The sequence below is a fragment of the Alteripontixanthobacter muriae genome, assembly GCF_013336795.1.
Lineage (GTDB): Bacteria > Pseudomonadota > Alphaproteobacteria > Sphingomonadales > Sphingomonadaceae > Pseudopontixanthobacter > Pseudopontixanthobacter muriae.
Genome location: NZ_JAAFZT010000012.1, coordinates 107,678 through 121,433, shown reverse-complemented (window position 1 = coordinate 121,433; position 13,756 = coordinate 107,678). Strand labels below are relative to the sequence as shown.

The window sequence follows — 13,756 nt, the reverse complement described above, 5'->3', positions numbered from 1 at the left end:
CGAATCGGAAGCGCGCCGGCAGGTCGATCTGATCGAGGATGGCGGCGCGGTAGTGCAGGAAACCCGCCTCTACGATCCTGACCGAAATGAAACCCGCTCGATGCGCAGCAAGGAAGATGCGCATGACTACCGCTATTTTCCCGATCCCGATCTGCTGCCGCTGGAACTGGACGACAGCTTCCTGGCCGAATGCCGCGACAGCCTGCCCGAACTGCCCGATGCCAAACGCGCGCGTTATGAAGGCGAACTGGGCCTGTCCGCATACAATGCGAATGCTCTCACTGCGGAGGTCGAGACCGCTCGCTGGTTCGAGGAACTGCTGGGCGAAGCCGCGGCCGCTCAGGGCAAGCCCGAGAAGGACGTGGCGAAGCAGGCTGCGAACTGGCTGATGTCCGAACTTCTCGGCGCTCTGAACAAGGTCGGTGCGTCACTGGACACATCGCCCGTCAGCCCCAAGGCCGGGGCCGAATTGCTGGCGCTGGTGGGTGAAGGCACCATTTCCGGCTCCATCGCCAAGCAGGTGCTCGAAACCATGCTGGAAACCGGTGACGGGGCGACTGCCATTGTCGAACGTGAAGGGTTGAAACAGGAAAGCGATACCGGCGCCATCGAAGCCGAGATCGACAAGGTTCTTGAAGCCAATCCGGACAAGGTGGAGCAATATCGCGGCGGCAAGGACAAGCTGTTCGGCTTCTTCGTGGGTCAGACGATGAAGGCCATGCAGGGCAAGGCCAATCCGCAGGTCATCAACGAATTGCTGAAGCAGAAACTCGGCTGATAGCTGTCAGCAGATGAGGCGGCTGGCCTGCTGCTGCCGTTGCAGCCGCTGTTCTGCCCTCAGCGAAGACGCGCAGAGGTATGCTGCATCGTTCGAAGTGGTAAGCGCCGCAGTCGTTCCGGGCTGGCGCGATGGCCTCGCTCCGCGTCTGAAAACCGCAATCCATCGCATCCGTACTACTCCTCAATGCCCTGAGGAGGTTTATAGTACGGGCGAAAGACGTGGTCGTGACTGTCTGAAGACTGATTGATTACCGCCAAGGGCAAATACTGAAGGGGCCAACGCCGTTGCCTGAGCGATTTCGAAGCCGGCAGTAGAATGTCCCTTGAACGAACCGGTCCCAACCGGATGGGAGCGCCCCACGGCCGCGACGCGTCGATCCCATAAACCAAAAAGCCCGCCGGATCGCTCCAGCGGGCCTGATGTTTTGTAACAGCTGAATTCAGCCCTTGCGTTCGCCGGTCATCGGCATGGACCCGAAAGCGCCTGCGTTCACATTGCCGGTCAGCTGGTCGCCGTTCACCGTCGCTTCGCAATCGAGCGTCATCGGCATGGGGACAGTCATGTTCATCTTCCAGGTCAGCTTGTCGTTGCCGACGATCTTGCCGTCTTCCACTTCCATGCTGCCCATCTGGCCGGCATTGGTGCCGGTGAAGGTCTTGCCATCATCGCCGGGCACTACGGTGAAGGTGCTCTTCTGGTCGCCCATCGGGCTCTTGGTTACGCATTCGTAAGTTCCGGCTACGGACATGAATCACTCCATTTTCTAGGTTGCTGGCCCGTCCTTCGGGCCTTGCTTACATGATTGTCAACAGGTGCGCGCCCGCTCAGTTCCCTTCCAGCTTACGCACTTCGATCGGCAGACCGAGAGCTTCCAGTTGCGGCCGCACGGTTTCCTCGTCGCCGACCACCACGAAAACCAGATCGTCACCGCGCAGGGTAGCTGCAGCTTCCGCGTCAAGCTGCTGCGGAGTGAGTGTGGCGTAACGGTTGGCCAGCGTTTCGTAATAATTATCCGGCCGGTCGTATGTGACGATGTCGACGATGCCGCCAAGAACATCCTGCGAGGTTTCGAAGCGGCCGGGCAGTTCACGGACATTGCCATTGATGAGGCGGGTCAATTCATCCTCGGTCACGCCCTGCCCGTCGGTGTAACTCGCCAGATCCTTGCGCAATTCGACGATGGAATCGCCGGTGCGGTCGGCCTGAACGGGCGCGTAGATGAGGAAGCTGCTGCGATCCAGCGGCGACTGGACAATGCTGCGCACTCCGTACGACCAGCCCTTCGTCTCACGCAGATTCATGTTGATCCGGCTGAGGAAGCTGCCGCCGAAAACCTCGTTTGCAGAGTCGAGCAGGGTCAGGTCGTCGGTGCCCATGCGGTCCAGAACCCGGCCCGCCAGGATCGTGCTTTGCGGACTTTCCGGCCGATCGATGAGGATGATCCGCGACTGCTGGGTCGGAACAGCTGCGTCGAAGTTCTTCTGAGGCGCAGGCGTCGCCGGCGCGCGCCAGTCGCCGAAGGATGCCTCCAGAAAGCGGGTTATTTCAGGAAGGGTGGTATCGCCCACGACATAGATCCGCGCCTGATCCGGGCGCAGCCAGGTGCTGTGGAAATCAGCCACGTCCGCGCGGGTCAGCCGCTCGACGATCGCCGGATCGCCAGTCCCGCTGGGCGGGATGCCATAGGGGTGCTGGCCGAACAGAACCGGCGCGAGCGCGCGCTGGGCGATCGCGCCGGGATTGTTCATCTCGTTGCGGATGCGAGTAAGTTGCTGCGTACGAACACGCTCCAGTTCGGCGGGATCGAATGCGGGGTTGCGTATGTAATCGGCCAAGAGGGCCAGACTAGGCGCAAGATTGGGCGTCAGAGCATCAAGGCTGAAGCTGGTAGTGTCGACATCTGCAAAGCCACCGATGTTCGCGCCCAGCCGTTCCTTGGCGATGGCAAGCGCTTCGGAATCGAGCGTCTGCGTGCCTTCATCCATGGCCTGCAGCATCAGCGACTGAACGCCAAGCTGCTCGCGCGGGTCGGCGGCATAGCCTGCATCAAAGCTCACCCGCGCCGTGACCAGCGGCACGGCGTCGCGGCGGGCGAAATATACTTCCATCCCGTTCGACAGGGTGGCGCGTTCGATGTCAGGGAAATCGAGAGGCGCGAGTTGTTCCATGTCCGGCAGTTGCGACCGGTCCGCTTCGGCCATGCGGGTCGCCGCCTGAATGCCGAGGGCGGGGGAGAGCGCCGGATCCATGAACCAGGCGGGCGAATTCAGGCCGCTGCCCGGCTCTCCGGTGAAATATCCGCCGCGATCCTCGCCGCCTTCCTGCCGCGTGCCGGGTTCCACCGTCAGGCGGAAGGCGGGGCGAGAAGCCCATTTTCCGAAGACAGTTTCCACCTGTTGCGGGGTCATTGCCGCGGCGCGGCGCAGAACATCCTTGTACTCGGCCGGATCGCCTGAATAGAGGAGGCCTTCGGCAAGGGTCGGCGCCTTGCCGCCGAAACCGCCGACGCTTTCCAATCCGCGGATCTGGCCCGCGGTGTAAGTCGTGACGGCCCGCTGCAGTTCGCTTTCCGTCGGTCCGTTGGCGATGAACTTCGCGATTTCGGCATCCAGAGCGGCGGCAAGCGTTTCCTTGTCCACACCGGGTTTCGCATCGGCATAGACGACCAACTGGCCAGCCTGCGCATAGACACCGGCCTGCGCCACGACCCGCACGGCCAATTGCTGTTCGCGCACCAATGCATTGTCGAGCCGTGAACTTGCGAGACCACCAAGAACTGTCGCGCCCATGGCGACCGGCAGATATTCTTCATTGTCGAGGCCCGGGATGGCCCACATCCGGTAAACTCGCGGCGTTGCCACCTGATCGTAGATCACCTTGTCCACGGGCGCGGGCAGCGTGGGGACAGGCGCGGAAACCGGCTGGATCTCGGGCCCGCGCGGAATGGCACCGAACCATTTGTTGACCTTGGCACGGGCCGTGGTGGTGTCGATATCGCCCGCCAGCACAAGGATCGCGTTGTTGGGGCCGTAATGGTCGCGGAACCATTCCTTCACATCGTCCAGAGTCGCGGAAGAAAGGTCATCCATCGAACCGATGGTCGAATGGTGATAGGGGTGGCCGGAGGGATAGAGCGTTTCAAGCTGCTCATATTCAACGAGGCCATAGGGCTGATTGTCGCCCTGCCGCTTTTCGTTCTGGACGACGCCGATCTGGTTATCCAGTTTCTCCTGCGTCACTGCGCCGAGCAGATAGCCCATGCGGTCCGATTCCAGCATCAGCGCCCGGTCGAGCGCGCCGGTCGGCACGGTTTCGAAATAGTTCGTGCGGTCGAACCAGGTCGTCCCGTTGAAATCGGTCGCGCCGACCTGCTGCAGCGGTTCGAAGAAATCGCCCGGCGCATTTTCGCTGCCGTTGAACATCAGATGTTCGAACAGATGCGCAAAACCGGTCTTGCCGCGCGGTTCATGCTTGGAGCCAACGCCGTACCAGACCGAAACCGCGACTACTGGAGCCTTGCGGTCTTCATGGACCAGAACGGTAAGGCCATTGTCGAGTGTGAACCGGTCGTAAGGTATGGAAACTTCGTTGATCAGCGCTTCGACAGGAGCAGGCTCGGCAGCGATCGCGGGCGCGGCGGACGCCAGCGGATCGGCCATGCCGGCGCGGGGCGCATCGGCTGGCACGGTCGCGCAGGCAGCAAGGGACAGGGCCAGCAGGCTGGATCCGACAAGACGTAACTTCATGTTTTCCCCCAAGGAAAGCGTGGTTCGAACGGTCGGCCCTTATGGCAGCCGCTTCTCAGGTCGCAAAATTAACCGAAGCTCATTGCCCCGTCACCACTTTTCGCGATGCGGCATTCGCCAGCGCATCGCGGCGCCAGAAGTGCACCGGTTTGAGCCGGTGCTGCACGAAGAGAGTGGACTGGTCGTTGTAGTGGATACTGCCGGGCCTCGTGGTGGCGGAACCGAATGGTTGTATGGATTGGGACCGCACGGGGCCGCTGGCCGGCCATTCCATGAACATGACGAAACTGTCGCCATGACGCACCGAAAGCCGCCCGTCTTCATGGACATCCCAGCTGGTGGAGGCGCGCAGAGTGTCGCTTCCGCCATCCAGCGGCAGGTCGACATCGCCCTGGCGCAGCCTCAGCAATTGCGACATCGGCGGGTCGAGTCGCCCGAAATGACGCCTGAGATGATCGGCAGCCTCCGCCAATTCGGTGCGGGCGTCGGGCCACTTGCCGTTCTGATATTCGGCAGACATGAAATCACGCAGCAACAGCAGCGCTAGCGCATCTGCGCGCGCGACATTGTCGGCGCCCAGATCCCATGTGCCGAGCAGGCGCTGTGCCTCCCTCAGCGCGGGGTCGCGGGTGAGTTCCAGCGCCGCGATCTCGTCCAGCATCCGGGCGACATAGCCCTCCCGGTCGTAAGCCGTATCGTATTTGATGGCTTCGAGCGTCGCCCTGTCGATAATTCGTGCCGCTGCCATCAGCCGTGCCGCGCGCCGGGCGCGATTGGTGCTCTTCAACTCCACGCCCATTTCGGGAGGGACCGAACTTGGGTCAAGATCGCTGCCCGGTCCGGCGGCAGAAAAAGGCGTGTTGTTGGCATTGAACAGCCAGCCCGAGGCCGGGTTTACATACTTGGGAATGGCGGCGTAATCGACCGGGCCATCCCAGATGAGCGCGCTGTCGTCACCAGGCAGGATCCCCCGCCAGTCTGCGCCCTTCAGCCGGTCAGGAATAGCTGCATTGTAAATATAGGCGATGTTCCCATCGGCATCGCCATAGATGAAATTGGTGGACGGAATATCCATACGGGCAATGATCGATTCCCATTCCTCGAGATCAGCAGCCTTGTTCAGGCGATAATAGGCATCGAGTTGGCCAAGCTGGTCCATGCCGCCATAGCGAATGGCAAATGCACCGCGATCATTCTTGATTACCGGGCCATGGATGCTGCGATAGACGGTGCGGGATATGGGAATGACGAAGGGCCCAAAACGGACTGGCAGGACGAAGCTATCCTCCACCAGGGGCAGCCATTCGCCGTCGACCCGGTACTTGGTGCCGTTGTTGTTGAGAATCAGCTTGTAGACATCGACCATGTCGGGGCGGTTGACCGTGTTGGTCCAGCCGAGATTCTCATTGTGGCCGAGAAAGGGGAAGGGGCTGCCCGGGAAATTAGCACCAGCAAAGTGCCAGCCTTCGCCGCTTTCGACCACCAGTTCGTACCAGGACACGCCGCCGCGCCAGGGCTGGTGAGCGTTGCTGACGAGGCGCGTCACTCCATCCCCCGACTTCTCGGGAGCGATCGCAAAGGCGTTGGAGCCCGATAGCGCGCCATCCTCTCCCATCGGCAAGGGCAGCGCCAGAGGCGAGCGGGACTGGGCTGAAGCAATCTCCTCGTCAGGGTGCACGGCGAAGCGTTCCCTCGCTGCAGCGCCGATCGGTGTGCCGGGATCGGCGGAAACCGGGGCGGTCCGGGGACCGTATTCCGGTCGCAGCTGTTCTCCTGCGACCAGCGGAGCGATGACATTGTTCAGCCCGAAGAAGAACGGCTGGCGCAGGGCGAAACCGGTCGCCACGTCCTTGCCGTTCACCGGAAATAGATTCGCCAGCTTCAGTTCGGACGGATGTTCTGCGGCATAGCGGTTGAGGCCGGCGGCATAGGCTTCGAACAGTGCGCGCGTGTCGGCGGGCACAGATCCGTAGTGGCGGTCTGCCGTGCCGCGAGCGTCGAGCAGGTGGTAGGCGAAATCTATCTGCGCCCCTTCTTCGCCCGCAATGGCGCCGTACCTGCCGCGGGTCATGGCGATCACGTCCTGCAGGGTGAAGAAATCGTCCTCCGCATGGGCGACGGCAACGCCATAGGCGACGTCGGCATCGGTTTCGCCATAGATATGCGGAACGCCGAATTCGTCGCGCAGGATTTCAGCGCGATATTCCCGCCCCAGAGCAGAGGGTTCCGGCGGGCCGTAGGAGCGGGCAGTGAATGGCTCCCAGACGATCAGTGCGACCAGAGCCGCCAGCAACAGGACCAGGAATATCCATCCCAGGCGGCGCAACCATCTACTTGTCATGCGGCAACTCTCCCTCCGGCTGAGTAGCCCGCTTCGGTTTGGCGGAAAAGAGTAGAGGCAGGATTTTTCGGCCGAAATTCGGCTCCGGTTAGTGCATTCTTTGCCAACGAAGCGTTCGGCAGAGCAGGGGCTGTCACCCTTTGCCGTGACCCCCATATGCGAGTAACACACCTGCGGGCTGCACAATGCAATCACCCCTTGAGTTGTAATTATGCAACACTACATTGCATATGTAACACAGTGAGGAACCGGGAATGAATCTGGAGAAATTTACCGACCGCGCGAAGGGTTTCCTGCAAGCGGCCCAGACGGTCGCCATTCGCATGAACCACCAGCGGATCACCCCGTCGCATCTTCTGAAGGCGATGGTCGAAGACCCCGAGGGCATGGCCAGCGGGCTGATTGCCCGCGCGGGAGGCAATCCGCACATGGTGGAGGGCGAGGTGGATGCGTCGCTCGCCAGGATACCTGCCGTGTCAGGCAGCGGCGCGCAGGCTACGCCCGGCTTGGACAACGACGCGGTGCGGGTGCTCGATCAGGCCGAACAGGTCGCAGACAAGGCCGGCGACAGCTATGTCACCGTCGAGCGATTGCTGATCGCGCTCGCGCTCGCCAGCACCACCGATGCAGGCAAGGCACTCGGCGCCGGGCAGGTTACGCCCGCGGCGCTGAACACCGCGATCGAGGAACTGCGCGGCGGACGCAAGGCCGACACGGCCAGCGCCGAGGAAGCCTATGACGCGATGGAAAAATACGCCCGCGACCTGACCCAGGCCGCGCGGGACGGCAAGCTCGACCCGGTTATCGGCCGCGACGAGGAAATCCGCCGCACTGTTCAGATCCTCGCGCGCCGGACGAAGAACAATCCGGCGCTGATCGGCGAGCCTGGCACCGGCAAGACCGCCATCGCCGAGGGTTTGGCCCTGCGCATCGCCAATGGTGACGTGCCTGACAGCCTGAAGGGCCGCACGCTGATGAGCCTCGACATGGGGTCGTTGATTGCCGGTGCGAAATATCGCGGCGAATTCGAGGAACGGCTGAAGGCCGTTCTGGACGAGGTGAAGGGCGCAGGCGGGCAGATCATCCTGTTTATCGACGAGATGCATACGCTGATCGGCGCTGGAGCCTCCGAAGGCTCGATGGACGCAAGCAATCTGCTGAAGCCTGCCCTGTCGCGCGGCGAGTTGCACTGCATCGGCGCCACGACGCTCGACGAATATCAGAAGTATGTCGAGAAGGATCCGGCCTTGCAGCGCCGCTTTCAGCCGGTCTTCATCAATGAACCCAGCGTGGAAGACACCATCTCGATCCTGCGCGGGATCAAGGACAAATACGAACTTCACCACGGCGTGCGCATCACCGACGGTGCCATTGTCGCGGCGGCGCAACTGTCCAACCGCTATATCGCCAATCGCTTCCTGCCGGACAAGGCCATCGACCTGATGGACGAGGCGGCAAGCCGCATCCGCATGGAAGTGGAAAGCAAGCCGGAAGAAATCGAACAGCTCGACCGCCGCATCATCCAGCTGAAGATCGAGGAATCGGCTCTGGCGAAGGAAAGTGACGAGGCTTCGCGCGACCGCCTCGAGACCCTGCGCGAGGAACTGGCCAATCTCGAGCAGAAATCATCCGAACTGACGTCTCGCTGGCAGACAGAACGCGACAAGATCGCAGCCGAAGGCCGCTTGAAGGAGCAGCTGGACCAAGCCCGGCTGGAACTTGAGCAGGCGCAGCGCGAGGGCGATCTGGCGCGGGCGGGCGAGCTTTCCTACGGGCGTATTCCGCAGCTGGAGAAGGAGCTCGAAGCTGCTCAGGGCCAGACAGAAAATGCTCTTTTGCGCGAAGAAGTGACGGAGGACGACATCGCCGGTGTGGTTTCCCGCTGGACGGGCGTGCCGATGGAAAAGATGCTCGAAGGCGAGCGCGAGAAGCTGCTCGACATGGAGAAGATCCTCGGCAAGCGCGTCATCGGGCAGGCCCAGGCGGTCGAGGCCGTGTCCAAGGCCGTGCGCCGTGCCCGAGCCGGTTTGCAGGATCCGAACCGCCCCCTGGGATCGTTCCTGTTCCTGGGGCCCACAGGTGTCGGCAAGACCGAATTGACCAAGGCACTGGCGAGTTTCCTGTTCGATGACGATGCGGCGATGGTACGGATCGACATGAGCGAATTCATGGAGAAGCATGCCGTCGCCCGGCTGATCGGCGCGCCTCCGGGCTATGTTGGTTATGAAGAGGGCGGCGTCCTGACGGAAGCGGTGCGGCGGCGGCCATATCAGGTCGTGCTCTTCGACGAGGTCGAGAAGGCCCACGCAGATGTCTTTAATGTTCTGCTGCAGGTGCTCGATGACGGCAGGCTGACCGACGGGCAGGGCAGGGTAGTCGATTTTTCGAATACCCTGATCATCCTTACCTCAAATCTCGGCAGCCAGTATCTCACCAATCTGGAGGAAGGGCAGAGCGTCACCGATGTCGAACCTCAGGTGATGGATGTGGTGCGCGCACACTTCCGGCCCGAATTCCTGAACCGGCTGGACGAGATCATCCTGTTCCACCGTCTTGCGGCCGAACACATGGCACCGATCGTCGATATCCAGCTTGGCCGTGTTCAGAAGTTGCTCCGCGATCGGAAGATCACTTTGGAACTCACCGAGGCGGCCCGCCGCTGGTTAGGGCGGGTAGGCTATGATCCTGTTTATGGAGCAAGGCCGCTCAAACGCGCGGTTCAGCGTTATGTGCAGGACCCGCTCGCCGACAGGCTGCTGGCCGGCGACATCCCCGACGGCAGCACCGTGCATATCGACGAAGGTGACGGCGAGTTGAGGATTATCGTGGGATAATCCCTCGCGCTTTCAGTCGCAGCCCGTCCGGGAGCGCAAAAAGAGGGCCCCGGTTTCCCGGGGCCCTCTCTTTTTACGTGCAACGAATTAGAACTTGTAAGCTGCATTCGCGAAGAAGGTACGCCCCGCGTAATCGTAGCCCGAGTACAGCGGTGCGTTCCCAACACTGCTGAAGCCGACTGCAGAGATGCGCGGGGGCCGGGTGTCAAACAGGTTACGAACACCGATGGTGAATTCGTAATCGTCTTGGCCGAACTGAACTGACGCGCTGTGGAGGAAGTAATCGTCCACTTCGAGAAGGTAGATGTCACGGAAGGACTGCACCAGTTCTTCGTCTACTTCACCCGTGATGTTGTCGAAGGCGAAGAAATCGTAGGTGGCGTTCCGATCTCCGTCAGTCCAATCGACACCGTAACGCAGTGTCACATTATCCATCGCGTATGTTGCGTCAAAGGTGCCGACCCAGTCAGGGCTCGTGACGATGCCATTGGCGTCGTCGAGGAACTCTTCAGGGAACAGGCGGGTCGACTGTTCGGTATACTTCGTCACATTGGCATTCAGAACGAAGCGGCCCGGGCCGATATCGCTTGAGAAGCGGCCATTGAACTCGAAGCCCTTAACGATGTCTTCGGCAAGATTGACGAAGCTGCTGGTGACTTCGAGCTGATTGTTGGTGTTACGATCAACGAAGCGGCAGAAACCACCGGCCGGGTCGAAGTTCGCTTCACCATAGCAACGGTTCAGGATCGTTCCGCCCGCGAGGTCGGACACGCCGTTCTCGACCTTAATGTCGAAGTAATCGAGAGCGAGCGTGAGAGACCCGATCGACTGCGGGATCGGAGGACTGACGACCGCGCCGACCGACCAGTTGGTCGACGTTTCCGCTGCCAGGCCAGTTTCTGCGCCGCCTTTACGGAGTACCGTGATCCCGCTCGTCTGAACGAACGTGTTCACGTCGATCCCGACAGCAGCACAGTTCGCGGCAATGATCTGCTCGTTCGGCGTACGTGCAGCCGGGTTGGCCGGAAAGTTGTCCGAGTCGCAAGGGTCCGAACCCGATCCGAGGAACCCGCTGGTCGCACCGAGGAACTGCTCGGCAAGAGCCGGTGCCCGGTACGAGGTGCCGTAGCTTGCGCGAACTCCGACGCCGGGGAAGAATTCCCATTCACCCGCGACCTTGTAGGTGACGTCGCTGCCGTAGGATTCGTAATCCGTGTAACGTACCGATGCGTTCAACGTCAGATTTTCGAAGAACGCACGATCCCTGAGAAGCGGAACGAACACTTCGCCGAAGACTTCCTTCACGCTGTCCGAGCCGACCGTGGGGGTCGAAGCCGTAAGGTTGTAAAGGTTGCCATTGACCGAGTTTTCATCGGGCTGATCGTTGATGCTCTGCTTGCGGTACTCTGCGCCGAGTGCGAGCTGCACCTCACCGGCGGGAAGCGTGAACAGCGGACCGTCGATGTTTGCCGCGAAAGTCGTTTCGCGGAATTGCGTGGTGCCGATGGTATTTGCCAGGATGTAATCCCGATACGCCTGCGGCAAGCGACCGCCAATCGTGTCGGCATTGAGCGGCGGGGCAGCCACACAGCTCGGATTGATTGCCTGGCTTGCGCAAACCACGTTGCCGTCAGCGTCGAGAACAACATCCGTCGATGCAGCGATACGGTCGGTAAGGAACGTTTCGGCTTCGTAGGTCGCGTCGTTCCAGGACTTGCCGACATAAACGTCATAGCGCCAGTCGGGAACGAACGCCAGGTCACCACGGAGACCGCCGCCTGCACGCACATAGTCGACGTTCTGACGGCTATCGGTCAATCCGAAGCCGATGAAGGCGCGGGCCCCAAGGAAGCCAGTTCCGGTGGTTTGGTTCGGGAAACCGAGAATGGAATTCTGGAACTGAGCGGGCACCAGCGGATTGATCCGGCCCGTGGGTGTGAAATCGTCGTTCAGGTAGATCGGGTAATCGAGCGAGAGCTGACGATAAAGAACGGCTTCCGACTTACGCCGGGTGGCGAGAATGTCGGCGTACAGTTCGGCATTGCCCAGAGCATCGAGCTCATACGACGCGCTGAGATAGCCGGTGTACTTTTCAAGCGGCGTGATCAGGAATTCGTTTTCCTGAACCGGATCGAAAGTGTCGCGGGTGTTGAGATTGACGCCCGAGAAGCCTGGCGTGGGTCCGCTCACGTTGGACGCATCGGGTACAAGACGGTTGAACCTTCCGATTACTCCCGTCAGACGATCCGGAGCATTTCGCGTCGAAACACCAAGCGTGTTGATCGTGACACCGCCGTTATCGAGACCGAAGCACTTGGGCTCGCCGGTAGCGGGGTCAATATAGTCGCCCGAACCGAATTCGCTGCCTTCACCATCGAGGAAGCCGGCGATAGGGCAATTGAACCAGTCGTTCTGATTGCGCCGGTAGCCACCGCGCTTCGTATATTCAAACGAGCCAATCAAGTTCAGGCGGTCGGCCTGGAAGCCGAAGGACGCTGCTGCACGAGTCGTAACGCCTGCGCCGACTTCGGGAACGTTGACCTGCAGGTCGAGGTGGAGACCGCGAAGCTGGTCGTCGGTGATGATGTTGACAACACCTGCAACTGCGTCAGAGCCATAAACAGACGAGGCACCAGCCTTGAGAACTTCAATCCGCTCCACGATCGCGGTCGGAAGGACGTTAAGGTCGGCAGCCAGCAGGGAGCCGCGAGTACCACCCGGCGCAAGACGGCGCCCATTCAGCAGGATCAGCGTACGTGCCGGGCCGAGGCCACGCAGACCGAGTGTATTTGCACCCGTGCCGCCGTCCGTTACGAAACCGGCATAGTAGTTGTTGATCTGACCCGCGCCGGCGGTAACCGCATTGCTCTGGAGCGCATCTGTCGAAGAAGCGAAACCACCCTGAGTGATCTCGTCGGCAGTGATGACCGTGATCGGTTCAACGGTCGAAAACTCGTCGCGGCGGATGCGCGAACCGGTCACGACGATCGTATTTGGCATTTCCGCGGTGGTGTCGGCGTTGCTGAGGTTTGATTCATCCGGATCGCAGACGCCGTCATCGTCGAGGTCCGGGCAGTCCACAGTCGGCAGGCCCGGAGAGCTGGCTTGAGCATAAACCGGGTTTGCGAACGCGAGTGCCGCAATGCCGGCACTGGCGAGAAGGCCGATCCTGGCGTGAGGGACGGTGTTAAGAAAATAGTTCATGTGGTTGGTCATTCCCCAAGGGTTTGCCGGTGCGACCCGGCCTGAATTCGACACGAAGCAATAGGCGCTGCACGCTCGTGTGCATCACGCTAGCGGTATCGGACTGCCGCAAGCGAGGGCTTGGCTGCAATGCTTATTAAGCGCGCGCTCATGTTTGGGTAAAATCTGTCGCCAAACTGCAACACTCCCGGTCTCGGCAGTTATTTGGTCTTCAGCGAACCCGTCGGCCCTTTACGCCGATGCCGCCGTTTACCCGCACGAAATATGTTCCGAGCGCCGCTTTCTTGAACTCGACACTGTCACCGACTTCGATCCGCCGGAGGCGCGAGGGAGCATTGAGGATCTGCCATGTTCCTCCATCCGCTATCTGGAACAGGAACGCGTCCTCTCTCAGCTTGCGTACGGCAGTTACGGTAGATGTCAGCGTTTCGAGTTCCTGATCGCCCTGATCGCCGCGGGTCTTGAAAATGTCGATATCGGGGAGCGAGAAACCGAAGAGGCGGCGGCGCGTCTGACTGACCGCCTCCCGATCGAGGATCCGCAGCTCTCCCTGATCCGTCGCCTGCGTCACTGCCGCGACCGAGCGGTCGTAGCAGGCGAGGCGTTCAGAGTCGCTTGGTACGTTCTGGCAGGCGCGCAGGCTTTCGATATAAGCGCTGTCTGCATTGTCCTGTGCGTGGGCGCTGCCGGGCAGCAGGGCTGCCGAGCCCAGAAAAAGCAAGGTTCTGCCGTTCATAAGATGTTTCATCGAACTGCCTTTTGAAAGAGGCCGCTTGCATGGCCGGGTAGGGCTGCGGATTGGCACATTCGTGCCGCTTCACCAACTGTAACTTGAAAGTCACACACCGGC

6 protein-coding genes and 1 pseudogene are annotated in these 13,756 nt (G+C 61.0%); 2 read left to right on the top strand and 5 right to left on the bottom strand.

The genetic code is table 11. The features are described 5' to 3' along the window. A pseudogene (gatB, locus tag G7A66_RS14085) lies at window positions 1-778 on the top strand (Asp-tRNA(Asn)/Glu-tRNA(Gln) amidotransferase subunit GatB); the annotation flags it as partial. A 442-nt stretch (window positions 779-1,220) separates the two neighbouring features. Here the strand turns inward: gatB and G7A66_RS03950 are convergent. The 3 genes from G7A66_RS03950 to G7A66_RS03940 all read right to left on the bottom strand — a co-directional run bounded on the left by G7A66_RS03950 (window position 1,221) and on the right by G7A66_RS03940 (window position 6,868). Next, complete coding sequence (locus G7A66_RS03950) at window positions 1,221-1,529, bottom strand: hypothetical protein (protein ID WP_174294407.1); 309 nt, start codon at window positions 1,527-1,529, stop codon at window positions 1,221-1,223. A 76-nt stretch (window positions 1,530-1,605) separates the two neighbouring features. Continuing rightward, a complete protein-coding gene (locus G7A66_RS03945) occupies window positions 1,606-4,527 on the bottom strand; it encodes a M16 family metallopeptidase (RefSeq protein ID WP_174294406.1) in 2,922 nt (973 codons plus the stop codon). A 79-nt stretch (window positions 4,528-4,606) separates the two neighbouring features. Next, complete coding sequence (locus tag G7A66_RS03940) at window positions 4,607-6,868, bottom strand: acylase (RefSeq protein ID WP_174294405.1); 2,262 nt, start codon at window positions 6,866-6,868, stop codon at window positions 4,607-4,609. 254 nt (window positions 6,869-7,122) lie between these two features. Between G7A66_RS03940 and clpB the strand changes: the two genes are divergently transcribed. Continuing rightward, window positions 7,123-9,702, top strand: a complete 2,580-nt coding sequence (clpB, locus tag G7A66_RS03935) for an ATP-dependent chaperone ClpB (protein WP_174294404.1) — start codon at window positions 7,123-7,125, stop codon at window positions 9,700-9,702. Window positions 9,703-9,789: 87 nt separating this feature from the next. Here the strand turns inward: clpB and G7A66_RS03930 are convergent, their stop codons facing one another. Both G7A66_RS03930 and G7A66_RS03925 read right to left on the bottom strand, forming a co-directional pair. Then, window positions 9,790-12,906: a TonB-dependent receptor domain-containing protein gene (locus G7A66_RS03930; RefSeq protein WP_174294403.1), complete on the bottom strand. Its 3,117-nt coding sequence runs from the start codon at window positions 12,904-12,906 to the stop codon at window positions 9,790-9,792. 211 nt (window positions 12,907-13,117) lie between these two features. After that, window positions 13,118-13,654 carry a hypothetical protein gene (locus G7A66_RS03925; protein ID WP_174294402.1) on the bottom strand — a complete coding sequence of 179 codons (537 nt, stop codon included), beginning with the start codon at window positions 13,652-13,654 and terminating at the stop codon, window positions 13,118-13,120. Window positions 13,655-13,756 lie beyond the last annotated feature (102 nt).